The sequence below is a fragment of the Paenibacillus terrae genome (genome assembly GCF_000943545.1).
In the GTDB taxonomy this organism is placed as follows: domain Bacteria; phylum Bacillota; class Bacilli; order Paenibacillales; family Paenibacillaceae; genus Paenibacillus; species Paenibacillus terrae_A.
In genome coordinates, this window is record NZ_JTHP01000002.1 from 106614 (window position 1) to 132173 (window position 25560).

Below are 25560 nucleotides of genomic sequence, written 5' to 3' on the forward strand. Positions count from 1 at the left end.
ACTTTTTATGAACAGCCTCCTCAAGCATCTTCATACGGAATCTCATGATCCGGCTTCAGAATATCATCATTATATAGAATAGGTTTGAATGAAATAGAATCGAAAGTGTGAACATCGTGTCAAAGCTGTGTCGTAATGATGGCGAATTTATGAAAACAACTCAAATCTTCTAGTTAGTGTGACATTTTCGATTGATCTGTCCAATTTTTTTCCATGAAAAAAAGCCTCTCTTCGTTCGGAGACTTTTGCTCCGACATCCGCAAGAGAGACTTCATCAATTTAACCCACGGGAATCCATCAACTGCCATCCGTCCCTCTGTTCTTCTGAACCCGACTACGATAGGAGGAAGGCGACATCCCCGCATATTTTTTGAATTTGCCGTGAAAATAATCGGCATTGGCATATCCGACACGTCCTGCCACCTGATGCACCCTGATCCCCTGTGCAAGCAATTCCCTTGCCCGCTCGATCCTCACCTTGTCCAGATAGGCGTTAAAAGCTTCGCCCGTATGACTTTTGAACAATTTTCCCAAATAGCCGCTGTTGTAATTAAACATATCCGCCAATAGCTCCAAGCGCAAATTCTCATCATAATGACTATGAATGAAATCAATCAATTGTTTCATGATCGTTTCCTTACCACCTGGATCGGTCTGACCAATCCATTGCAGAACATGCTCCTTCGACCGATCCACCAGCTCTCCCAAGGTTGAATAGGCATATACATCCGTAATCAAGCGGGAATGCTCTTCCAGCACCATACGGCTCTGTTCCTGTCCAGCCGCATACTTGTTCAGCGCCAAGGTAAATGTCTGTGCAAACGCCGCCTTGATTTCAGCCTCTGAACGATAGACCTGTGGAAATTGGACCTCCATTTCCTTCAATACACGTATTGCAGCTTCACGATTGGACATATCCAACGCGTAGTACAGCTTCTCTGCATAACGCATGGGGTCTGAGGCTTTGTCAGTCGTTTCGCACATTTCCTCGTCCGAAGTTTCCAAATCGTGCAGGTCACTGGTAAGCATCACCCTTTCCGCCCGGAAAAGAAAAGTACGCTCCAGTAGACGCAGCGCCTGTTCAAAAGAACTCGAAATATCATGAAGTCTCTCCACCGGATCGCCAGCAGCTACGTATATTTTCGTTGCCCACGGCTTTAGCGCCTGTCGCCAGGAAGCCAGCAATCGAACAGCATTTTCTTCTGTGTCCACCGTGGAGGGAAGTAGCAAGCCTGTATATATTCCTGCCTCGAATACAATCCCCCTGCCCTGCTCCCCGCACATTTCCGTTAGCCGCAGCTTTGCTGCCGACTGCCTGGCTTGCCGATCCCAGTCGGGTATCCGCAGATCCAGCAGTACGACCTGATAGCTTCCCCAATCCAAAGAGGGTGGCGCCGGATGCTGGCCATAATGTTCAGCTTGCTCCGTTCCTCCGTGGAGAGGCTCGCTGTGTTCCAATGCACCACGATTAGCCCGATCTTCCTGAACCGGAAACAGCAGGATTTCGATCCAATCGCTCTCATGGGCAGGCGGGTTCCCCCACTTGCCGTCTTCTTTTTCGCTCTCAATGCTTCGCCGTACCCGTTTCAGCTCTGTCGTCATTTCTTCTTCGTCCACAGGCTTCAATAAAAAACCATCCACGCCAAAGCCCATCGCCTGCCGCGCATAATCAAAGTCTGCATATCCGCTTAAAATGAGAAAATGAAAAGGCTCGCCGTTCATTTCGCGTATGCTCCGTATGACCTCCAGCCCGCTCATCCCCGGCATACGAATGTCAACAATGACCAGCTCCGGCCGGTGCTCCTTAAATTTATCCAATGCCTCACGCCCGTTCCCTGCGGTATCTACAATATGAAAGCCGCAGTCTCTCCAATCAATAATGGAGGTCAATCCTTCACGAATCGCAGGCTCATCATCCACAATCATCGCTTTATACATTCGACCCCTCCTCCTTGGGTATTGAAAAGGCTACGGTTGTTCCTGCCTGCGGTACGCTCTCCATGTGCAGACCATAACGTTCACCATACATCAGCGTCAGACGCTGGTGAACATTGCGCAGACCAATACTGCTCCCTTCCGGCTCTTCCGTGCCTGTGATACGGTCAAGCAGACGGGACAACTGTTCTGCCTCCATGCCAACTCCATCGTCGGCTACTTTTATTTGCAACTCTCGTAGCTCCATCGAAATATCGACTTTCACGGTAACCGGTTCTTCCTTGTTTTCCAGGCCATGAATAACTGCGTTCTCCACCAGCGGCTGTATAATTAATGGAGGAATGGACATTTCCTCAGCGCTTTCTTCCAGATTCACTTCATAGATCAAACGATTTCCAAACCGGAACTGCTGAATTTGTAAATAGGATCGCACCATATCCAGTTCCTGACGCACTGTCGTTTTACCGCTGCCAATCTCCAGATTCCGCCGCATCAATCGGCCAAGCAAACGCACCGTCGTTGCAATTTCCGCCTCCCCGTTCAGATGCGCCTTCATTCGAATAGACTCCAGCGCATTAAACAGGAAGTGCGGGTTAATCTGGCTTGCCATCATTTTCAGCTTGATATCCTTTTGCGCCATTTCGAGCCTGTTGTTTTTCTCACTCGCTTCATAAACCTGCCCCATCAACTGGCCGATGCTGGCAACCATATAGTTGAAGCGGCGGGACAAGTCCCCGATTTCGTCCATCCCCTCCACGCTCGACACGACATGAAAATCCCCCGCAGCCACCTTACCCAGCTCATGGCTCAACCGCTGTAGCCGTTTGGTGATCAGCCAGGAAATCATCGTAATTAGAACCAATGCCATGACCAGCACCGCAAGAACACATAATGCGCCGATCAAGCTGATCCGGTTCGCTCCCTGCACAATGTGTTCCGTCGAAAACACCGAAATAATCGTCAATCCGCTCACACTGGAGGCTGGCAACAGCTCATCCACAATAATGTTCGAGGATTTCCCGTTTATTTTCGCCTCATATATACCCTTACCCGCACCCTGTACATCAAAGCCCAAATGCAAATCCACCAATGTTTGACCCACGGACTGTGTATGGGTAGCCGCGACCACAATTCCATTGCGATCCACAATCAACGTTTCAAACGGCTCCTTGCTGAGCATATTGTTCAGCTCCGTCTGACTCAGTGCAATCATCAGAACTCCCTTGGTATTGTATTCGGGAAAGGGAATTTGCCTCACCAGACTCAGCCGATTTACCGGGTTGTCCTCTTTATCCTGAATATAAAACCAGTTAATCGCCGTCCCCTTCAAGGCCGTCTCGAACCACTTCTGCTGCTCAATGCCAGAATCTACAGGGACAAATTCCAGATTATTAACAAGCGTCGGATTATACGAATAAAACCGGATGGTCGCAATCTCTCTATACTGCTGTACATACTCATTAAAGTCTTTGTATTGATGATACGCATTCATCAGCTCTACCATGCCCGAATAACGGCGATTCGCCATCTCCCTCAGCCTTTTATCGAACATCAGCCCATTTGAAATATCCGTGGGTACGCGCAGTAAATTTGCAGTCTGGCTCTTGATCTTTTCCACATTGTTCACCGTTTGAGCAATCGCGCTGTCCAAAGCCTGCTCTCGCAAATAAAACGTGACACAGCCGCCCACCACCAGCACCGGGATCATGACAATCAGCACGTAGGAGAACAGCAGCTTATTTCGCATACGCATATTATTCATCAGATGTCGAACTCCACGATACATGCCATCCCCCCGTTAGATAAGCGCTTACATTAATATGTATTACTTACTCACCGCATCACGATATACATGATTTCAGTTTAAAGCTTCGCAACATCTATATCTATATTTTTTGCAAAATAAAAATGTGGCGAACGGAGTCACCACACTTTACGGATCATGAACTATTCACGCACAAAAGGTTCGATATGCACACCCTGCGGCAGCTTTTGAGGATCGTCCGGGTTAATACGGTCATAGAACATAATGCCATCCAAATGGTCCATCTCGTGCTGTACCACAATCGCCGGATAGCCTTTGAAAGTCAGCAGTTCCTGCGTTCCGTCCGGCAAATTGGCCTTAATGCGAATTTTTTCATAACGCGGGACATATCCGGGTATGTAACGATCCACTGACAAGCAGCCTTCGCCCTGTTCCAAATAAATCATGGACGTCGAGTGGCTGACCAGCTTCGGATTAAACAGCGCATACTCCACCGTTTTGTCTCCATCCTGATAATAGACAGCACACATTCTTTTGTTCAGACCTACCTGATTGGCTGATAATCCCACACCCGGACGCAGATCATAACGGGTTGCCAGCTCTTCATTTTGACTATTTTTCAGATAATCCATCATCCACCGCATCTGTTGAAGATCCTCTTCACGCAGCGGCAGGCATACCGGATCAACCTTCGTACGCAAAATCGGTTCCCCTTCGCGCACAATATCCTTCGTGAGAAGCATGTCCATCGGTAGATTGCTCATTCATCAGCCTCGATTCATTTTAATAAATATACTCTCATATGATTCTGCGAAATATGGGGGAAATCCTCGATTTTACTGCAAGTTTTATCCCATAAATTATATCTATTAATGAAATGAATTGTCAAAAAGATAAACAAGAAAAGAGACTTACATATCGCACTAAGTGATTTGTAAGTCTCCTGATCTATGATAGCCATACAACCCCTGCTATAAATAAGCCGATACCAAAGAACGGAATGGGCACAATAACGATAATGCGCCCCTCCGACCATGTAGTGGCTTTTTTCTTAATCCAACAGCTCGAACGCAGCTTCCTGGACGTCTCTTGAATTAGTACCGATCCATACTTTAAAATCTCCAGATTCTGCCTGAAAGGAGCCATCCGAAGTGTTGAATTTCAAATCATCCTCTGTAATGGTGAATATAACCTGCTGACTTTCACCCGCAGTCAGGGAAATCCGCTTAAAACCTTTAAGCTCTTTTACAGGCCTTACGACACTGCCGACCAAATCCCGAATGTACATCTGTACAATTTCTTCCCCGCAGTATTCGCCTGTATTAGTAACGGTGACACTCGCTGTGATACTACCTCCGCGATGTAGATGCTCGGAATTAAGGACTACTTCAGAATATTTAAAAGTCGTGTAGCTCAAGCCATATCCGAAAGGATATAAAGGCTCATTGGACGCATCCAAATATTTTGAAGCATATTTTCCTTTTCGTTCTGTAGCAGGTCTACCGGTATTGTAGTGATTATAATAAATCGGAATTTGCCCCTCATTATACGGAAAACTCATGGTGAGCTTGCCAGACGGGGTATAGTCTCCATACAATACATCGGCGATGGCCTGTCCAGCCTGTGAACCGAGGTACCATGTCTCGACGATGGCATCCATATGCGTCTCAAACCAGTCTAACAACACAGGACGACCATTTGTAAGTACCAATACCGTCGGTTTGCCCAGCTTTACGATTTCTTGAGCTAGCTCCAGTTGTGCTTCTGGCAGTGAAATTTTCGTTTTGGAAGCCGCTTCGCCGGAATGCTCGCTTTCCTCACCGAGAGCCAAAACGATGACATCGCTATAAGCAGCGGCTTCAAGCGCTTCGGTAATTCCACCCTCAATTTTATGTTCAACGGCACAGCCTGCCACCACTGTAACAGAATCGTTCGCCGCAAGCTTGGATAGTACCCCTTCCAGCAGACTTACCGTTTGTTCTCCATAATTGGAGAATTGCCAGGAGCCCAACAAATCTTTACTAAGGGCAAACGGTCCAATTAAAGCGAGCTTTTGACCCGTCTTCTGTAAAGGCAGCACTTGTTTGTTTTTTAACAGCACAATGGACTTTCTCGCCAACGATCGGCTCTCCTCCAAATGTGCTTGAGACATGTATAGCCGTTCAGCCTCTTCCGGCCGGATGTAACGATACGGATCGTCCATAATTCCAATCTTGTATTTATAAGTAAGGATTCTGCTTACTGCTGCATTGATATGTTCTTCCGAAACCTGGCCTTCTGCCACCAGTTCAGGCAAAAACTTGGCATACATCTGTGTGACCATTTCGATGTCCAGCGTAGCATCCAGAGCTTGCTTGGCGGCTTGTTTGTTATCTTTGGCAACCCCGTGGACTGCAAGCTCCGAGATGGAACCATAGTCGGAAATAACCATGCCCTCAAAACCAAGCTCTTTTCTTAATAGCGTATTCAATATCTGTTTATTTCCGGCAATCGGTATGCCGTTATACGTGTTAAACGAGTTCATAACAGAGCCTGCGCCAGCAGCTAATCCAGCCTCAAAAGGAGGAAGATAGGTCTCTCTTAACCGCTGTTCCGATATATCTACCGTATTGTAATCTCGACCACCCTCAACAGCACCGTATGCGATGAAATGCTTGAGGCAGGCAATGATAGAGTCCCTGTCGGATAAATCTTCGCCCTGGAAACCTTCGACCTGAGCTTTGGCTATTTGTGAGCCCAAATAGGGATCTTCGCCCGCCCCTTCTACTACACGACCCCAACGAGGGTCGCGCGTAATATCCACCATGGGTCCATGGTTATAGGTCACGCCGGAGGCCGAGGCTTCCTTCGCTGAAATCGCAGTCGCCCGTTTGATCGCCTCCAAATCCCAGCTACAGGACCAAGCCAAGGGAACCGGAAAAATCGTTTGATAACCATGAATAACATCGGCATTGAAAAACAGCGGAATTTTCAGGCGTGATTTCTCTACTGCAATTTTTTGCAGTTCATACACCTTGTTCATATCAAAGGCTCCAAGGATGGAGCCTACTTTACCTTCTTCCACCAGTTTCTGCGGTGTGTCTGAAATGACCGTGTTGCCAAAGGAAAACGCTGAGGCTACCGTTTGGCTCATTTGGCCGATTTTTTCTTCTAACGTCATTCGGTCTAGCCATTCCTTAACGGCTGCATCAATTTCCGCAGCACTTCTCTGAACGGGTTCGGAGTGTTTTTCTTCCTTAATTTTCTGTTTGAGTCCTTCGAGCAACGAGGGGCCTTCCCCTACAGTTCCCGCCAGTTTGATGCTTCCTAACTTGGGAAAATCAATAGAACCGTTGCATTTTTCCGCCTCAAAGCCCAGTTCCAAGGTCACTTCTTTGCCAGCCAGCAGAGCAGACCGTCCGACGGCCTTCAACTTTTTCTGATCCACCGAAACTTTAAAGAACTCCACGTTAAAGTTCATAGGCTCCATTTTCATATTTACGGTATAGCCATGGTCGTTGGTAATTCTAAAAATGAACTTCATATTCAATACATCAGTTTGTACAATACAGTTCCAAATTCCTAACATGTTCAGGCTGCACCTCCCAATTCTTCCTTCTTCGCATGCTTATCAAGTGACTTGAAGAAAGGATAATAAGTAGCAAGAGATATGAGGATCAAAAATACCTGAAACAAGGCAACCCTCCAGCCACCGGACATAAATCCGTTAATAATAGGTGGAAGACCCAAAGGTACTTGCAGTCCCAGACGAGGCAATACATCCATCGTAGTTAGGAAGTAGGCCAGTGTGTAACTGATGATTGGACTGACGATGAAAGGAATCGCCAATACCGGGTTTAAAATAATCGGAGCACCAAAAATGGTCGGTTCACTGATCCCAAATATAGCCGATGGAAAAGCAATCTTGCCCAACGCTTTATAACGTTCACTTTTAGCCACAACCAGAAGAATAGCCAGTCCAATCGAACAGCCTGCTCCAATTCCATACACCAACATGAAGTTCATGCCCACAATGTTCGGAAGAGGTTGTCCTGCGGAGTAGGCGGACAAATTCTGTAAATCCAGGGCCATAAAGATGGGCATCATCACCGACAAACAAACCATTCCTCCGTGAATCCCTACGACCCACAAGATTTGGCTCAAAAGCCCGATCGTCAGAATAAAAGCCCAATACGTTCCTCCCAGATTTTGAAGAGGGGTCTGCAGGAGATGATAAACAAAGTTATGAATATTTCCATAGGAAGTTACATTGAACAAGCCATTAATACACAAATCAACCGCGATAATGACGAGTCCCGGGATCAGCCCGGCAAAAGATTTTGCAACGGACGGTGGAACGCCATCCGGCATCTTAATGGATATTCCCTTTTTAAGAAGCAAAGCATATAATCTGCCTACCATTAAACCCATAATAATAGATATAAATAATCCGGTTGCTCCCAGCCACTGAAACGGCAAGGAAAATGCTCCATCCTTACTCATATCCAATGGAGTGACGACTAAAAAGCTCAGCAAGGCCAGTATGCCTGCATTCAGTCCGTCTTGCTTATAATTTTTGGACATGCTGTATGCAATACTAAATACGGCATAGAGAGCGATCATGTCTGTAGTCAACTTGGTCGCCAACTGAAGGTAATTTTTCAATCCCGTGTCTGTAATAAAGCTTTGATAGGCATCTATGGGCAGAGCATTAACTAACGCCGCAATGGAACCTACGAAAATAATCGGCATCGTCCCCATTAAGCCCTTGGAAATAGCATCGAAGTATTTATTATCTTGTAATACTCCCGCAAATTGCTGTAGTTTTTCAGTGAAGGACTCTATTGAAATTGCCATATGGCTGCGCCTTCTTTCTCGATGTTTGTATTTTTTTAATGGTGCAATTCATAAAATACTTCAATTAATTCCTCAATTAAATCAATGGTTAATAAAGAGTTCATTAAATGATCCTGTGCATGTACAACCAGCAGATTCATTTCCAGCTTTTGATCGTCGGCTTCCTGCTGCATCAGCTTGGTCTGCACTTTATGTGCTTGAACCGATTCCTTGGAGGCTTCCTTAATCAGTGCTCTGGCTTGTTCAAAATTCCGTTTTCTCACTTCACCGAGTGCGGCAAATGCCTTTTTGTTGGCTTCGCCGGAGTGAAGAATAATTCCCATAATATGTTGTTCTGTCTCTGTCTCCATATTCCATCCCTCTTCTTTCTTTTTTATTTGTCACATATTTGGATCATAAATTGTTTTTATGAACTAACTCAATTGCAAACTCAACTACTTTTTTTCCGTTACCCATTCCGTAATGAAGAGAATTAATGACAGCAATCGGCTTACCGTAAGAACCGTACTCCTTCTCGACTCCCTTGAGCTTGTGACTCACCTGCGGTCCCAATAAAACCACATCAAAGTTGTTAATGTAATCGGATAACTCTCCAATCGGATGAGCCTCAATGACCCAATCCTGTTGATCTGGCTCAAGGGACTTTTTCATTTTGCTGACCAATATACTGGTAGACATTCCTGCGGCACAAACTAATAAAATATTCATAATAAACGATCTCCTTTTACATTAAATTTGCCATAAAAGCCTGAAAATTTTCCGCGCTTGTGAGCGCTTTGACATGGTCTGTTTCCAAAATTCGTTCAATCATGCTGTACAATCGGTTCAGCTCTTCTTTTTCCTTCGGATTAATGGCCACCAGCATCACCAGTTTGATTTTTCTGCCTTCATGCTTGATCGGCTCCTCCAGCACCCCTACCGAAATAGCTGTTTTGGTGGAGATATAATCCATCGCATGTGGCAGAGCAATTAAATTTGCCAAAACAGTGGACTGCATCTGCTCCCGCTCAATGACAGATTGATAGAACTCTTCACCATCGCTAATCATGTGCTGCTCTAACAAATTTGCTGTTAATGTACGCAGAACTTGAAAGTAATCACCCGGCTGTCTAACGTATTCAAATAATCCCTCGCTGAAAAAAGAATGGCCGTTCCCTGATTCGTGACTGTTCTGGCTGTGAATGCGAATAGGACTTTGTAAATATTTCTCGATTTTATTCAGGTCTGACCGGTTCAGCAACGGATTGACCTGCAATACAGGAATGCTTGTGTCCGCCTCTATGGGTACCGTAGTCACTATAAAATCAACCTGCCCCAAGTCCCCATTCAATACCTGTTCAAGCTGATACATAGAGTACCATCCCAAAATGTTCAGCCGTTCACCATAATAGGACAACAGCTTGCGATATAAAAGCTGAGCCGTTCCCAAGCCTGAGCCGCACATAATGGCAACCACAGGCTTGTCAAACACTTCTTCCAGCGCCACGGCAAGGTGTAATGAAATGTAGGTCAGCTCTGATTCATTAATCGTTAGCCCGTACCTTTCTTTAATGATAGGTACAAGGACATTCGATAGCTCAAAGGCAAAAGGATACTTTCTTCGCGTTTCCTCTTTTAAGGGATTAATCTCAAAAGTATGCGTTTTCAAACGATAGATCAGTGGACTTATATGTTGAATAAGATTATGGGTCAAATTCTCATTGTTCAGAAAATTAATACCAAATTTACTTCGTATCTCGACCAATAAGTGCTTCACAATGTCAACGGCTTCTTGGTTCTGTGTATGTGAATCATCATTTTTCACATTTAACAGCCGCTTGGATTGGAAGCGTTGCTGTAGATACTTCAGTTCATTTTCCTCCGGTTCAGCCATAAGCTTGCTCATACCCGCCAAGACAATTTTCACAATATCCGGGTCCAGCTCTTCCTCAATCTGTTGATCTATAATAAATCCCGTCTGGCTGCGCTTCATGCTGATAAAAAAATCTATAAACAAGGAGAAAATGTCCTGATCGGTTAGGAAGTACCCGTAAGAATTAAGCATATTCATAACTAGCTTCTGGAACTCAATAAGATCATCATAGACATGGGGTTCCTTGAACAGATATTTTATGCGATTCATAATTTCCAAGTGCTTGCCTGTTGTCCCCTGCTGTAGAGCATGGTATAGAAGCGCCCGCTTGGAAATTTCATTTCCCGACAGCAATAAGCCTTTGGTTTGAGATACCGTTAACTGCAAGCTTGGAAAGCTATGAACGACTTCACTCACTCGCTTGATATCATAATTAATGGTCGTCTTGGAAACGTAGATATCATCGGCTATAGTTTCCATCGTTATATAGTCGGTTGAAAACAAGAGCTTGAGCACGATATACACGGTTCTTTCAATAGGCGTATTCGGTACATCCGTCTCCTGATCCGTGAGATTGAACTCCTCGAAAATACCTCTAATGATTTTCTTATCTCTGGGCTCGATATAATAGCCGACTTGCTTCGATGAATGAATCTGGACTTTATATTTAGACAATTCGTTATTCAGCAGCTTAATATCCGAACGAACGGTTCTGGCACTGACCAAAAATTCTTTCGCAATGGAACTGCCGGTAAGTGGATCGTTTCCAAAGAGAATACGAAGAAGTATACTGATTTGACGATTGTTCATTGATGATCTCCCCCCTTCCACCACACTTTGCCCATATCACCTTCCCTGTAAACTCTATGAATTCATTGTAAACGACAAAGGATGTCAGAGATATTAAACGAATTTCCTATGACATTAGGAAATGATAAATAATCAGCTTTCCAAAGTAAAAGGCCCCCTGAGCCAGTAAATGGTCAGGAGGCTTTTTGGGAGTTTATAGTGCGGAGGAATAGAGATTAAGACGGCTGCTCCAGCGCATCAGGTGTATCGCTGAACAGCTTCGCCTTGGGATTTGGCTGTGTCCAGGTGTTATAGTATTGCGAGTTTTTGCCGTAAGAATTATCAATGACGACATGCGGCATGTCGAGCAGGCAGGCCAGGATATGACCATGCAGCCGTGAGGTGCGAACCTCGCGGTAAGAGCTGAACAGCGTAACCGCCTTGTTCATGAGGTGGTCGGTGTACTTGTACCAAAAGGTACGTGTAGGCAGCGGACCGCCGATTTTCTTGTCCAGACGGTAAAACTTCTGGAAGTAGACGATCCCTTTCACTTCCAGCGGAGTGAACAGAGTATCCCAGTCCAGACGGTGGGCGGCATCTGCCTCGTCGTCGAATTGCTTTTGCCCTCCTACGGTTTCAATATCCGTGCGCAGGAAGTACAGTACGTCCTTGACCGTTTCCGTAGTCGGCTTCAACGGCCAGAGCTGGTGCGCCATGTCCGGGCATAGCGTGATGCTGCACTGATTCAGCTTCTCCTTGGCCCACTGATATGAACGTGTATCCCGCACAAACATATGTAGATCCGGGTGAGCATTGAACAGCGCAGCGACCTCATTCCCCTTCTGTTCAGATTGAAAATGGATCGTCTGCGGCATGATTACAATGCGGTGGCTCGGAAAATCTCGTACGATGCGTTCCCGCAAATTTTGGTGATTTGAATATAAATCGCCGAAATTGCCGCCTCCGTGACACACGATAATCCAGTCTCCCGGAATTTGAAGCTGATCGGGAATATCCATAGCACTGTAACGGGCACGAACACGGATACCGTTATCCTTGAAGAACGCCTCGGTGCCTTTCATGATGAGCACGTCTCCACCGTTGTTATACACGGGGTAGTCAACATAAATGATATTCGAACCTTGGGGGACTACGTCGAGAATGACGCTCAGCTTATTTTTCAGTTTAGCCATGGGATGCGAATTCGGCATCTTTCAGTTCTCCCTTCCTGTGCTTCTTTTGTATGGTCTGAATGACAAATGTGATATCACTTTTATCAAAAATGATCCGTGATAACGGAACATCGAAAAACATCGGGAACGAAAACAGCGAGAATGCCAACCGTACACAAGCGCCTACGAGCAAAGCAATGGCAATGCCGTCCAGACCGAAGATCGGGGTACAAATAAAAAACAGCCCGACGGTAATCGCATATGCCACAATTTGCCGAAACAGCACCAGCCCTGGCCGACCCAGTGCGTTGAAGGCCGAAGCCAGAATCCATGAGCCGCCTCCGATGATGCACTCCAGTGACAGCAGATAGAAGGTTAACGATGCTTCCAGAAAAGCGGGGCCATACAGCAAGCCCAGCATGTATCGTCCAATGAACAAAGCCGGCACGATGACGATCAGCATCGCAGCCATGGAGATGCGAAAAGCACGACCGACGGTTTCGACAATTTTGCTGTGCTCCATTCCAGTCACCTTCGGAAAGGTTACATTCGTAACAGCGTTCTGCACCACATTGAAGACACGCGACAGAGCATAGACGACAGAGTACAGACCGAATGCTTTGGGTGACAATAACGCCACAATAACGATTTTATCCGTTTGGGTGGACAGCGTCCCCATCAATTCCATCCCGTAGACTCTCGCTCCATAGCTATAATAAGGGCGGAGCACCTGGCGGCTGGTGAACAGGCGGAAAGTACGCAAATTCATATGCTTGCGCAAACGGAGGAACGCCCATACCAGCGCAAGGAAACTCGCGGCAAAATTCACGGCCCCTGCCAACTGCACATTGAGCAGCCCCATCAGCCACAGCGTCACTAGACCGATGAAGTTCAGCAGCGGATAGTAAAACAGCAGACCGTTATATACGCTAAACCGATCCAGTCCTTGCGACAATGCCGTTGTCAGTGCCGTAAGCACTGCCAGCGGAACCGCCGCCGCACAATAGAGCTGTGACAGGTGAACGATATCCGCACCATAGCCGTTCAGCCATAGCGGCATACATATCCACGCTACAGCTCCCGCCAACAAGCTGGCAGGCAACTGAATCCACAGCGACAGCGCCACCAGTTCCTCTGTCGTGCCTGTTTTCTTCTTGAGGTTATAAATCAGCGACGTAGGCAAGCCGAAGCTCAGCACGCTACCGATCAGCGTAGGCCAGAACAGAACCGCCGCCAGTTCTCCTTTCCCCTCGACTCCGAGCATACGTGCGGTCAGGATGGAAGTCAGGGTCGTGACGATCAGCACGAAAAAATTGTTAAAGCTCGTGCGCATGATCGTTTTGGCGAGACTGTCACCCGTGAATACTTTCCTTGCTGCTGTCCATGTGCTCATGTTACGTCCAACTCCCGTTCCTTATTAAGCCTCTCGTCTCTATGTTCACATCGCGCTCCTGCCGCACCTCCATCAGCCTACGGTTTTTTTGGAATTACGTTCAGGTAGCTGCCCTCCGCCCATAAGCTCCTTCGGACTTGAAAAGATCGCCTTCAGCGCTTTTCTGTAGCCTTGAATGGCAGTATGATTTTTCTTGGGCTTCTCTCTCAAAATCTGATACAGTGTCGTCCAATACAGCGCAGCATAACCAATCGGCCCGGATTGCTCATCCCGCAGCAGATGAATATGATTCATCACCCGCATATAAGTCACCTGCTCCATATTGTCGCGCGAGGACGGCGATTCGTGGTGAAGCAGCGTAAGCGCCGGGTTAATGTACAGCGGGCCGCTTTTCATGGCAATTCGTGAAAGTAACAGGTCTTCCCCTACACTATAGCTTTGCAACCAAGGTACCGGCTCCAGACTGCGAATCGCCTCACGACGAAATGACATATTGCAACCATGAAAGAACTCGGTTCGAAACGTCTTCTTCGCCTTGTGCCAGTTGTACATCGAGCCGGACTGACCGCTGAGAGACAGCTTTCCTTTGGACAAGGACTGCTGGAATGATAGCAGGCAACGAATGGTCCCCATGAAGCTGTTGCTCATTCCCTTCGCAATACCACCGACACCAGCGGCCTGCGGGTAAGCCTCATAGGTACGTATCAGCTCATTCAAATAGTTGTTCGGCAGCTCAACATCATCGTCAAGAAACAAAATGATATCGCCCTGCGCCAGCTCAACTGTTTTTACACGTGAAAGCCATAAGCCCGGCTGCTCCTTGCGATGGTATCGGTAGGTAATCCCCGCTCTGCCCAATTGACGCTCATAGCGTTCCAGCACATGCTTGGGCAGTTCTCCATCATCAATAATCCACAGCTCGGTTTCACATGCCTCCGGTGCCCCAGCAATAGCAATTGAATTGATGCATCGGGTCAGATCGTCAACCCGATTTCGGGTGCACAGGGCAATGGACAAGCTTAACATCATACTCCCCCTTTATCCTGAAAATGTGTGTGGAATCAGATTACTGAACCGCCGGGCCTAAATATTCGTTATATTTTTGCTTGCGCGGATTCAGAATGAACAGCACCCCCTGCTTGTATCCTTCTGCGGCATTAAAGTTACGGCGTAGTATTTCCTTGAACATCAGGTAGGACAAGGTCCATAAAAGCGCCCCGTACTGGATGGCTCCCGCCTTTTTCAGAGCAAGGAAATAATAGTGATTGATCGCTGTAGCCTTGGCTACTTTGCCCGCCTTATCGCGCGAGCTTGAAGATTCGTGATGAATGATCGTCAAGTCGGGATTGATAACCAGCTTGCCGTAACGGCTCGCCAACTGGCACATATACAAATCGTCAGCCACGGCATAGCTGGTCATCCACGGATACGGCTTCATATCCCGAAGCGCATCCCTCCGGAATGACATGTTGCAGCCATGAAAAAATTCCGTGTCAAAAACCTCCGTCGCTTCTCCCCAACGCAGCAATGAACCTGCCAGACTACTGGGCGAAAGCTTGCCGAGAGACGGGGACATCTGAAATGTCAAAATGCCCAGCAGCTTCCCTGCCCGGCTCGAATGTAGTCCCTTTGCAATCCCTCCAACACCCACAATCGTTTCATCCTGATCATAGGTATCGAGCAAGCGCCGGATATAGAGTTTATCGTCCAGTTCGGCATCATCGTCAAAATACAGCACGATATCATACCGTACAAGAGATAACGCTTCATAGCGGGACAACCAAACGCCGGGACGACTTTTTTTATGATACTTCAAAACGCCTTGAGGCAAGCCGGATACCATGTCACGGTACAGCTCGACCTGTTGGTCGGAAATATCGCCGTCATCCACAATCAGCAGCTCTACAGCCGTATGCTCCAGCTGCTGCTGTCCTGCGATAGATTGTATACAGCGTGTCAGATCTTCGATCCGATTGCGGGTACAAATGATGATGGAGACATCGGACATGCCATTACCTCCTGTGTGTATTCAGATGCTTTGGAAGAGATATTCAAAGTTTTTCCAATTGCTGGATGATATATGTTTATTGTATCTTTGACAGCGTTTGAGTGTATATACCTCTTTTGTATACTTTTTCAGTCTCTAAAAGGGTAGACAATACTCGAAAAAGGGCAAAAAAATAGGATCGGCTTCTAGCGCCAATCCTGATCTACCCTTGAAAGTCCAGAAACAACGTCGCATTCACATACCTGCGTGCCATGGACAAAAAATAACTATTTTGCACCGATACCGCAGCTACCAGCAATGTATTCCGAACGGCTTGACACTGGTTAGGGGTCAAATGCTGCAAACGGCTCGTGTATTGATCTGCCGCCTGAATCAGCAATTCCTCTGTCGCACCTTCCTGACGCTGCTGCCCTGTAGCGAAATTCCCGTTTTCTTTGGCAAACCCTGCGCCTGCCACATCCAGCAGTTGATCTCCATTCGCATCCAGCTCCTCAAACAAGGTTGAATAAGCAGCGTACAAATCGACCGGCTGGATTAGATCATCCGTATCATCCTCCGGCTGTTGGAACAGGATATGAAATAACTGACGGATGGATTCAAAATCAAGACACGATTTCAAATCCTCCACAATGAGCAGCAGTGCGGCCTGGTTGACTGAATATTTTTTACCGATCTTCGGTGATCCGAGAAATTCCTTGAAGTCACGTTTGACCCAATTTTGCATAGAGGCCAATGAAACATGGCTATATTCGACCAGTTGACCGAGAGAAACAATCTCCTGTAACGAAAAGGCTGCGCTGTGCTTGCCCTTGATGATTTTATCCAGCACAGGCGTTACCTCAGTATACAAAAATGTCGGCATCGTGCTGCCGGGACGGTCCGGATGGATATGGGTGCGTCTCCAGGCATCCTGAAGAACGGCCAACGGCTGCAATTCGCGGCGACCTTCCATCGCCAGCAGCAAATGGGCCATATCACGGCGTGTGAGGGTAAAAGACTCCATCTGCTTTCCTCCCTTTAAACCATTTCAAGTTCATTTGAACTCATCATACGCCCATAAACTAGGCTTGTAAAGTGAAGCAATGATCCGTGCGGGTTCTGTTTTGCCTTATTTTCCGTGCAAATTGGAGGCAGGTGACCTGCTATGATTGGATATGAACCTTGTATATTTGCTTTTAAGTTCTTAAAATAAGTTCAAGTGAACTTAAAATGGAGTTCATTAAAAATTGAACGAAAAAGGGATGAGTGAAAATTACATGGGTATAGGTGTCAGTCTATTTTTGTTCGCGGTGTTGATTATATTTAGTGCTTTCTTCGTGGCTACCGAGTTTGCGATTATTAAAATCCGTTCCAGCCGGGTCGATCAGCTGGTAGTGGAGAACCGTAAAAATGCACTGGCGCTACAAAAGGTCGTCAATAATCTGGACGGCTACCTGTCCGCCTGTCAGCTTGGTATTACGATTACAGCGTTGGGACTCGGCTGGCTCGGTGAACCGACCGTGGTCAAATTGCTGGAGCCTCTCTTTCAACAGCTCAACATCAATGGGGAATTTTCACATATCCTGGCCTTTATTATTTCATTTGTCATTGTAACTTACCTGCACGTGGTTATCGGTGAACTGGCTCCCAAAACGCTGGCGATCCGCAAAGCGGAAGCAGTAAGCTTGTTGACCTCCCCGGTCATCGTATGGTTTAACCGGATTATGTATCCGTTTATCTGGCTCCTGAATGGCTCGGCCAACCGTTTGGTTCGTTTGTTTGGTCTTCAACCGGCAAGCGAGCATGAGGAAGCGCATTCTCAGGAGGAAATTCAGATCATTTTGTCCGAAAGCGTGGAAAGTGGTAAGATCAATAACACCGAATATGGCTACGTGAATCGTATCTTTGCTTTTGACGAGACCGTTGCCAAAGAAATTATGGTGCCACGTACAGATATGGTATGCTTGTTTACGAATCGCTCGCTGAAAGAAAACATGCTGACCATTCACGAAGAGCAGTATACCCGTTTTCCGGTGGCGACAGAGAACAAGGATCAGATCATCGGTATGGTTAATACCAAGCAGTTGTTCCTTGAGTATGACCGCAACCCTGAGCTTGATTTCAATAGTCTGATTCAACCGATCCTGACTGTTCCGGAAGTTATACCTGTCAACACGCTGCTCAAACGCATGCAGAAGGAGCAGGTTCATATCGCCCTACTCGTCGATGAATACGGCGGAACCTCCGGTCTAATTACTATTGAGGATATTTTGGAGGAAATTGTTGGCGAAATCCGTGACGAATTTGATAAGGATGAACGGAAGGAAATCGAGAAATTGACGGAGAACAGTTATTTGATGGATGGCAAGGTGATGCTTTCCGATCTGAGTGATCTGACTGGCTTGACGTTGGACGATGAGGACGTGGATACTGTCGGAGGGTGGGTGTATAGTCGGGTTCCAGAACCGAGACAGGGCAAGGAATTCATAGAAGATGATGTGAAATTTATCATTCGGGAAATGGGTAAAAATCGTATTCGGCGGGTGGAGATTATTCTACACAATGAATCTCCTGTATCTGAGTTGGAAGCGGAATCGGACACTTCTTCCCGGGAGTGAACCGCTGTGACCTGAGTGGCCTGCACTGTGCACTTGACACTTGCGTTCACTCCTACTGAAATGACATACTTCCAGGGCAAACGGCTTAGGCCTTTTGCCCTGCACGCGTGTAAGGAGGAACTAGTAAAGTGGATATTTTATCATCTATTATTATGGGTATTATTGAAGGGCTGACAGAGTTTTTGCCGGTCTCTTCGACGGGTCATATGATCCTGACGGCTGATCTTCTGGGGTTAAACACGGAGAATGATACAGTCAAAACGTTCGAGGTTATTGTGCAGTTGGGTGCTGTGCTGGCGGTCGTCGTATTGTACTGGCGCAGGTTCCTAAGCCTGTTTGATTTCAGACGCAGAATCTCGACTCAGCCGCGTCTAAACCTGCTACACATTATTTTGGCCATGATTCCTGCGGGTGTGATTGGCGTGCTGTTCCGTGATGTAATCAAGCAATACCTGTTTGGTCCTCAAACCGTTCTGTACAGTCTGGTCATCGGAGGCTTGCTAATGATCGCGGCTGAAAAATTCCATCCGCCCATTAAATCGCATACGGTGGATGACATTACGTATAAGCAGGCTTTTACGATTGGCTTGTTCCAGGTCCTGGCTTTATGGCCGGGCTTCTCCCGTTCAGGCTCAACCATGTCCGGGGGCCTATTCGCCCGTGTAAGCCATACAGCAGCCGCTGAATTTACATTTTTGGTTTCTGTTCCAGTCATGCTGGGCGCATCGGGCATTGATATGATCAAAAGCATGGACCATCTGTCCATGAGCGATTTTCCGGTGTTCGCGGCAGGCTTTATCACTGCCTTTATCGTCGGAATGCTGGCGATCAAAACGTTCCTCGGTCTGCTCAAACGCTTGAGCCTGACTTCATTCGCCATCTACCGCTTCGTACTGGCGGCTGTGTTCTTCTTCATTATTTTGTAAGCTGTTGTTTGTTGCCGCAAAGCCTTCATGCTTTTCAGCAATTACAGCTCGTTTCGTATGACAAAAAAGGGTTATCCCATAGGCTTAATTTGTCAGCCATGGGATAACCCTTTTTCTATTTCAGCATTTTGCATCATTCATTATTGTTTTGATTCCAACGTGGTCAGGTATTCGGAAATTTGTGCTGGCGTCTTGGCATATTTGCTGTGCAAATGAGCAATTTTTTCGCCGTTACGGAAAACAAGCAGGCTCGGAATTCCACGCACCTGATTTTCTTCAGCAATCGGCTGGAATTTCTCAGCATCAAGCGCAAAGAAACGCTTATCCGCATTTTCCTCGATAATGCCACCCATGAATTTATCCAGTGTCTTGCAATCCGGACACCAGGTTGTATCAAATTTTACGACCGTCAAGCCGTCACCGTTAATCAAATCCTGATACTGCTGCTGTGATTCGATGCGTTCCATTTGTTGGTTCCTCCTAGAGTATATTTATGAACGTCTCCATACTCAAATATGGATTATAAACCTGAGCTTATTCTTATATTGTAATGATTCTTTCATATATTGCAACTATGGCAAGTACACGTTCAAAAGTATGAACCAATTTATCGGCTGGCAAATCGCATTTCCGACCGTGTGACAAAGATCCCCTCTGCCCTACCTGTGCTCATATTAACGGTATTGCGCATCATAGCGGTTAGCCCGGCTAATCTGCTGTAGCGCCTCCCGCTCCTGTTGGGTTAACGGCGGGAGACTCGCTGCTGCGATATTATGCTCCAATTGTCCCAAAGAGCTTGCACCCGGGATGACAGCAGCAACAGCCGGGTGAGACAGGCTATAACGGATAGCTGTCTGCCCCATGCTGCGCTCTGCACTCGTAAATGCCTTTAATTGCTTGCGTAAGTCCAGCAGCTCTGCCTCTTCGTAGTCCAGATAGCCCTTGGCTACCTTGCCTTCTCCTTCATCGGTCAATACGCCGCTGGCAACAGGCCCGCGTGCAATGACGCTGATTCCCCGATCCTGAAGTAATGACAGTACCTCTTCCTCTGCCCGACGGTCCAGCAAGCTATATTGATTCATGACGCTGACGATATTCGAACGCTCGACATATTCACGGATGACGTGAGGACGAATCGAAGAAATGCCATAATAACGGATGACCCCCTCCCTTTTGAGCTGTTCAAAAGCTTCAATCGTTTCGTCGATGGGGTCGTCAATCGTTCCTCCGTGGAGCTGATACAGGTCGATATAGTCCGTCCCCAGGCGGCGCAGGCTTTCTTTGACCGCAGACAGAATATATTCCTTGGACGGGTCCCACCCCCAGCCCTCCTGGCCCGGCATACGCCGATTACCGACCTTGGTCGCCAAAACGACATCTTGACGCCGTCCACGGATCGCTGCACCCACGATTTCCTCATTACGTCCGTGGTGGTATAAATCCGCCGTATCCAGCAGGTTCACGCCCCGATCCAGCGCTTCATGGATCAGGTAGACACCTTGCTGTTCCTCCGTACCGACCGACATACAGCCCAAGCCAATCTCGCCTACCAGCAAATCCGAAGACCCCAGACGATTTTTCTTCATACATGGGTTCCCTCACTTTCATTAGCGTGTAACATTAAATTTTGAATATTACTCTATTATACGCAAAAAATAACCCCAAAGGACATAGAGACTCCACGTTCTCCAATCCTTTGGGATTATTGCATAAAATCCATATTACATTCGTGCTATCGGAACAACCACTTGATGGCCTCGGGGAATTGACGCTGGAAATCCAGATGACCTTTCATCGTATGCAACTCTCCATCGTGTACCTGTTATCCATTACAACGCGGCGTCAATTTCCTTGATCATTTCCGATACGGATTCCAGACCATTACCTGACAGGTACCAGTAGTTCGGGTCAAGATACACAATATGACCGTTTTTAAATGCATTGGTTTTCTTCACCAGCTCGTTTTCAATCGTTTGTTTGCCTGTAACCTGTTCCTTGCCTTCCTCTACCACGACTGCTCCACGGTCAACGACAAAGATGTAATCCGGATTTTTTTGCTGTACATATTCAAAAGAAACCTTTTGTCCATGCGTGGATACTTTAATGTCAGGATCTACAGGGGTTACGCCGAAAGCATCATGAATGATACCGAAGCGGGATTGTGAGCCATATGCGCTCAGGCTTCCTTCATTCGTCAGCACGATCAGTCCTTTAGCTTTGCTCGCTACAGCCTTGTCATGTACGGCCTTGATGGAGCTATCAATCGCAGCCAGCTCCTGCTTGGCAGCATCCTCTTTGTTGAAGATTTGACCCAGTGTTTCAACGTTTTTCTTAAAGGAGTTTATATAATCTTTGGTGTCTACAGCCAACGAAATGGTTGGTGCAATTTTGCTCAATTCTTTGTACGCATCTGCTTGTCTGCCACCGATGATGATCAATTCAGGAGACAGATCGCTGATCTTCTCGTAATCCGGTTCAAACAGCGTGCCCGCATTTGCATATTTGGAATCTTTATATTTGCTCAAATACGTAGGAAGATCCTGCTGTGCTACCGCCGCAACGTCAACACCCAGCTTATCCAACGTATCCAATGAGCCAAAATCAAAAACAACGACATTTTTTGGATTAACTTTGACTTGGACCGGGTTTTCATCCAGTGCATGTTTAACTTCGATGGTTTTGGATTCTGTTGTTGCAGCAGAAGATGAGCCGTTGCCAGTCGCTTCCTGAGTGGCTGGAGCCGCTTTGCCACACGCTGACACGATCAGTACCAGCGCCAGCATCAGCGTTAAAAACATCATATTTTTCTTCATTTTACATTCCCCCTATGTGAAATAAACGCAAATTTTATGATCACCGATCTGTTGAATCGGAATATCCATATCGTACAAATCCTTTAATACTTGACTATCAATCATTTCGTCAGCGGTTCCCTGCTTCAGTAGCCTGCCGTCCTTCATCCCCACAATATAGTCCGAATAGCAGGAGGCAAAGTTAATGTCGTGAAGCACGACCAGAATCGTTTTGCCCAGATCATCCACCAAACCGCGTAGCGTCTTCATAATCTGAACCGAATGCTTCATATCCAAATTGTTCAGCGGCTCATCGAGCAGTATGTATTCCGTGTCCTGAGCCAAAATCATGGCAATAAAAGCCCGCTGTCGCTGTCCCCCACTAAGCAAATCAATATGCTTGTCCTTCATATCCTCCAGTCCCATGTAGGCCATAGACTGCTCCACCATTTTGCGATCCTCGCTGTTCAATCTACCCTTGGAATAAGGAAAACGGCCGAAGCTGACCAGCTCCTTCACGGTTAAGCGGATATTGACATCATTGGTCTGTTTTAAAATGGATATCTTCCGGGCCAGCTCCTCACTTTTCGTCAGGCTCACGGCCTGCCCGTCAATCAGGATTTCACCCTCATCGCTGTCCGTCAGACGACTGATCATCGACAACAACGTGCTTTTTCCCGCGCCATTAGGTCCAATAAAGGAGGTAATGGTGCCTTTCGGTACGGTGACGGATACCTGATCCACCACATTTTTATTCCCGTAGCGTTTGGATACGTTTTTGACTTCTACCATGATTTATTCTCCCGCAGCAAAAGGTACAGGAAGTACACCCCCCCGATAAAGTTAATAATGACGCTGACCGTTGTCGATAAGTCGAATACTCTCTCTGCCAGCAGTTGGCAGCCTGCCAATGCAATGACACTGACACAGATGGAGGACGGAATAATATATCTGTGCCGATAGGTCTTCATCACCTGATAGGCCACATTCGCCACAATCAACCCGAGAAAAGTAATCGGTCCGACGAGCGCCGTGGAAATGGAGATGAGAATCGCTACGATCACCAGCAATCTTTTGATAATAAAACCGTACGGAAGCCCCAAGTTAATCGCATGCTCCCGTCCGAGCGACAGCACATCCAGATACTTGATGAACCTCCACGCATAAGCGAATACGAGCACTAGAATCACGACTGACAGCCACAGCAGCTCGGTGTTCACATTGCTAAAGCTGGCAAAGCTTTTGTCCTGAATTTTGGCATATTCGTTCGGATCAATCAGCACTTCCATAAAGGTAGATAAACTGTTGAACAGCGTGCCGAACACCAGACCGATCAGCAGAAGAACATAAATCCCGCGTCCGTCTTTGCGAAAAATTAATTTGTACAATAAACCCGCGAACAGCACCATCAGTCCCACAGATAATAAGAAATTCAGCTCTCTGCTGGTCGAAATGAACGGTACGGAGCCAAATGCAAAAACAATGGTCGTCTGAATCAGCATATACAGTGAATCCAGTCCGATAATGCCCGGGGTCAAAATTTTGTTATTGGTAATCGTCTGGAAAATAACCGTTGCAAAAGCAATCGATCCACCTGTCAGGATGAAGGCTGCGATCTTTTTCAATCTTCGTGGCAGCGCGTAGTGCCAGGTATGCGGAAGATCTATAAACACGAAAGCAGCAATCAACAGAAGCGCGGCAGCGGCTAATATGCCGATTTTTAATTTAGGATTCATAAGCCCTTCTCCTCAACAGCAAATACAAGAACAACGCGCTCCCGATCACACCAACCGTAAGCCCTACAGATATTTCATACGGATAAATGATGACCCGTCCCAAAATATCGCAAAACAGCACAAAGACGGCGCCCAAGGTCGCGGTATGGGCCAAACTTTTTTTTAGATTATCGCCCATATACATGCTGACCAGATTCGGTACAACCAGCCCCAGAAAAGGGATCGTTCCCACGGTCAATATGACTACGGAGGAAACCAAAGCCACGATCACCAGACCAACATTGACGGTGCGCTTGTAATGTACGCCCAAATTTGCCGCAAAATCCTCGCCCATGCCTGCAATTGTGAAACGATTCGCATATATGTACGCTAATGCAACCAAAGGAACACTAAGATACAGCATCTCATAGCGACCACTCATCACCAGTGAAAAATCACCCTGCATCCACGAGGAAATGCTTTGGATCAGATTGTATTTATAGGCGAAAAAGGTCGTCACCGAATTTAAAATGCCCCCGAACATTAAACCGACCAGCGGGATAAATACCGGGTCCTTGAAACGGATTCTATCCAGTATTTTCATGAAAATCAGTGTCCCCGCCAGGGCAAACCCGAAAGCCGTCAGCATCTTCGTCCAAAATCCTGCCGCTCCAAACACCATAATAGCCATCAGCACACCCAATCGTGCCGCATCCATCGTCCCTGCAGTGGTGGGAGATACAAATCGGTTCCGGGTAAGCTGCTGCATAATGAGCCCACAGATACTCATACTCGCCCCTGCGATAATGATGCTGATCAAACGTGGGAATCTGCTAATCAGGAGTACCTGCGCCTGATCCTCGGTTAAGTGGAACAAATCAAGTGGAGTTACATCATGAACACCGATAAAAACCGAGGCGAAGGCCAGTACCAGAACAGCCAGTATTAAATAACGCAATTTCATGTTCTAACCAAGGGAGCCTGTTCTCCAACAACCTGTACCAAGCTTCGGCCCTGTCCTCCCCTCCAATAATGATAATCATTATCAAAAATCAACTAGCATAAATTATATCAGTCCTCGCGTATCTGTCAAATCTTTTGAAATGAACAAAACATGGAAAAAAAGCCGTCAGGAGCATTCCCAACAGCTTGATCTACTTGATTTTAAAAATTTTGAATCAGGAGCTTACGGCTTCCACTCTTCCCGTAAAAGCCCCATTCGGATCGAATCATAATACTGTCCATTATAAAATCTACACTTTCGAAGCCGGGCCTCCAAGGTCATTCCCAGCTTCTCCCCAACCTTCATCATTCGATGGTTTCCTGACCAGGTTGTAAAGCCTACTCTTACTAGAGGTAATGTATTAAACAAATGCGTGATCCACAGTCGAAGTACCCTGGTACCATACCCACTGCTCCAATACTGTGCATCAAAAATACCAATTCCCATTTCAAGCCATTGGGAAGGCTTATGCTCCCAATAGTAGCTAACCGATCCAATGATCTTACCTTCCACTTCAATGACCCAATAATCATCTTGCCCGATTCGCTTTTCCTTATCTTTTAAATAATCATCAAAAGAAACTGTCTTATGTTCATAATAAGGCGCATCCCATTGCTTCCATTCCGGTGCTGCTTCTTTATAAGTTAACGTCCAAAGAGCCTGTAAGTCTTCTTCTGTAACGGGCCTAATGGTTAAATCCTTATCCGCATACATCGAGTACACTCCTTTTATAATAAAATTCATTCTATCTACATTGGGCTATATCGGGCTTTATTG

At 46.6% G+C, this 25560-nt stretch carries 22 protein-coding genes; 2 read left to right on the forward strand and 20 right to left on the reverse strand.

Translation table 11 applies throughout. From position 1 onward, the window contains the following. Positions 1-297 precede the first annotated feature (297 nt). The 13 genes from QD47_RS01830 to QD47_RS01890 all read right to left on the reverse strand — a co-directional run bounded on the left by QD47_RS01830 (position 298) and on the right by QD47_RS01890 (position 16753). The gene (locus QD47_RS01830; protein ID WP_044644519.1) at positions 298-1938 is read right to left on the reverse strand and encodes a response regulator transcription factor; all 1641 of its coding nucleotides are present in this window, start codon (positions 1936-1938) and stop codon (positions 298-300) included. Beyond that, on the reverse strand, positions 1931-3721 hold the full coding sequence (locus tag QD47_RS01835) for a sensor histidine kinase (protein ID WP_044644520.1): 1791 nt from the start codon (positions 3719-3721) through the stop codon (positions 1931-1933). Before QD47_RS01835 ends, QD47_RS01830 begins: the two co-directional genes overlap by 8 nt. Positions 3722-3882: 161 nt before the next feature. After that, positions 3883-4464 (reverse strand): peptide deformylase, encoded by a 582-nt coding sequence (gene def, locus QD47_RS01840; protein ID WP_044644521.1) that lies wholly within the window; start codon positions 4462-4464, stop codon positions 3883-3885. 287 nt (positions 4465-4751) lie between these two features. Next, entirely contained in the window at positions 4752-7268 is a 2517-nt protein-coding gene (locus QD47_RS01845) for a glycoside hydrolase family 3 N-terminal domain-containing protein (RefSeq protein WP_044644522.1), read from the reverse strand. 2 nt (positions 7269-7270) lie between these two features. Further along, positions 7271-8536, reverse strand: coding sequence for a PTS sugar transporter subunit IIC (locus tag QD47_RS01850; protein WP_052646706.1), 1266 nt, complete (start codon positions 8534-8536; stop codon positions 7271-7273). A 35-nt stretch (positions 8537-8571) separates the two neighbouring features. After that, complete coding sequence (locus tag QD47_RS01855) at positions 8572-8886, reverse strand: PTS lactose/cellobiose transporter subunit IIA (RefSeq protein WP_044644523.1); 315 nt, start codon at positions 8884-8886, stop codon at positions 8572-8574. A gap of 43 nt (positions 8887-8929) precedes the next feature. Continuing rightward, positions 8930-9244 carry a PTS sugar transporter subunit IIB gene (locus tag QD47_RS01860; protein WP_044644524.1) on the reverse strand — a complete coding sequence of 105 codons (315 nt, stop codon included), beginning with the start codon at positions 9242-9244 and terminating at the stop codon, positions 8930-8932. A 16-nt stretch (positions 9245-9260) separates the two neighbouring features. Next, positions 9261-11198 (reverse strand): BglG family transcription antiterminator, encoded by a 1938-nt coding sequence (locus QD47_RS01865; RefSeq protein WP_044644525.1) that lies wholly within the window; start codon positions 11196-11198, stop codon positions 9261-9263. A gap of 215 nt (positions 11199-11413) precedes the next feature. Then, the gene (locus QD47_RS01870; protein WP_044644526.1) at positions 11414-12388 is read right to left on the reverse strand and encodes a polysaccharide pyruvyl transferase family protein; all 975 of its coding nucleotides are present in this window, start codon (positions 12386-12388) and stop codon (positions 11414-11416) included. After that, on the reverse strand, positions 12363-13742 hold the full coding sequence (locus QD47_RS01875; protein WP_044644527.1) for a lipopolysaccharide biosynthesis protein: 1380 nt from the start codon (positions 13740-13742) through the stop codon (positions 12363-12365). Before QD47_RS01875 ends, QD47_RS01870 begins: the two co-directional genes overlap by 26 nt. Before the next feature lie 72 nt (positions 13743-13814). Then, positions 13815-14768, reverse strand: a complete 954-nt coding sequence (locus tag QD47_RS01880; RefSeq protein ID WP_044644528.1) for a glycosyltransferase family 2 protein — start codon at positions 14766-14768, stop codon at positions 13815-13817. A gap of 40 nt (positions 14769-14808) precedes the next feature. Further along, positions 14809-15750 (reverse strand): glycosyltransferase family 2 protein, encoded by a 942-nt coding sequence (locus tag QD47_RS01885; RefSeq protein WP_044644529.1) that lies wholly within the window; start codon positions 15748-15750, stop codon positions 14809-14811. Between the two features lie 202 nt (positions 15751-15952). Further along, the gene (locus QD47_RS01890) at positions 15953-16753 is read right to left on the reverse strand and encodes a DUF1836 domain-containing protein (protein WP_044644530.1); all 801 of its coding nucleotides are present in this window, start codon (positions 16751-16753) and stop codon (positions 15953-15955) included. A 223-nt stretch (positions 16754-16976) separates the two neighbouring features. Between QD47_RS01890 and QD47_RS01895 the strand changes: the two genes are divergently transcribed. Both QD47_RS01895 and bacA read left to right on the forward strand, forming a co-directional pair. Next, positions 16977-18347, forward strand: coding sequence for a hemolysin family protein (locus QD47_RS01895; RefSeq protein WP_044644531.1), 1371 nt, complete (start codon positions 16977-16979; stop codon positions 18345-18347). A gap of 128 nt (positions 18348-18475) precedes the next feature. After that, the gene (bacA, locus tag QD47_RS01900) at positions 18476-19273 is read left to right on the forward strand and encodes an undecaprenyl-diphosphate phosphatase (RefSeq protein WP_082067091.1); all 798 of its coding nucleotides are present in this window, start codon (positions 18476-18478) and stop codon (positions 19271-19273) included. A gap of 140 nt (positions 19274-19413) precedes the next feature. Here the strand turns inward: bacA and QD47_RS01905 are convergent, their stop codons facing one another. From QD47_RS01905 to QD47_RS01935, 7 genes are all read right to left on the reverse strand, one after another. After that, the gene (locus QD47_RS01905; protein WP_044644532.1) at positions 19414-19740 is read right to left on the reverse strand and encodes a thioredoxin family protein; all 327 of its coding nucleotides are present in this window, start codon (positions 19738-19740) and stop codon (positions 19414-19416) included. Between the two features lie 207 nt (positions 19741-19947). Beyond that, positions 19948-20859, reverse strand: a complete 912-nt coding sequence (locus QD47_RS01910; RefSeq protein ID WP_044644533.1) for an aldo/keto reductase — start codon at positions 20857-20859, stop codon at positions 19948-19950. 243 nt (positions 20860-21102) lie between these two features. Beyond that, positions 21103-22086 carry a siderophore ABC transporter substrate-binding protein gene (locus tag QD47_RS01915; protein ID WP_044644534.1) on the reverse strand — a complete coding sequence of 328 codons (984 nt, stop codon included), beginning with the start codon at positions 22084-22086 and terminating at the stop codon, positions 21103-21105. Between the two features lie 12 nt (positions 22087-22098). After that, positions 22099-22857, reverse strand: a complete 759-nt coding sequence (locus QD47_RS01920; RefSeq protein ID WP_039273792.1) for an iron ABC transporter ATP-binding protein — start codon at positions 22855-22857, stop codon at positions 22099-22101. Then, a complete protein-coding gene (locus QD47_RS01925) occupies positions 22851-23801 on the reverse strand; it encodes an iron chelate uptake ABC transporter family permease subunit (protein ID WP_044644535.1) in 951 nt (316 codons plus the stop codon). The genes QD47_RS01920 and QD47_RS01925 overlap by 7 nt, the downstream gene beginning before the upstream one ends. Then, the gene (locus QD47_RS01930; protein WP_044644536.1) at positions 23791-24744 is read right to left on the reverse strand and encodes an ABC transporter permease; all 954 of its coding nucleotides are present in this window, start codon (positions 24742-24744) and stop codon (positions 23791-23793) included. Before QD47_RS01930 ends, QD47_RS01925 begins: the two co-directional genes overlap by 11 nt. 222 nt (positions 24745-24966) lie before the next feature. Next, the gene (locus tag QD47_RS01935; RefSeq protein ID WP_044644537.1) at positions 24967-25497 is read right to left on the reverse strand and encodes a GNAT family N-acetyltransferase; all 531 of its coding nucleotides are present in this window, start codon (positions 25495-25497) and stop codon (positions 24967-24969) included. Positions 25498-25560: the final 63 nt, after the last annotated feature.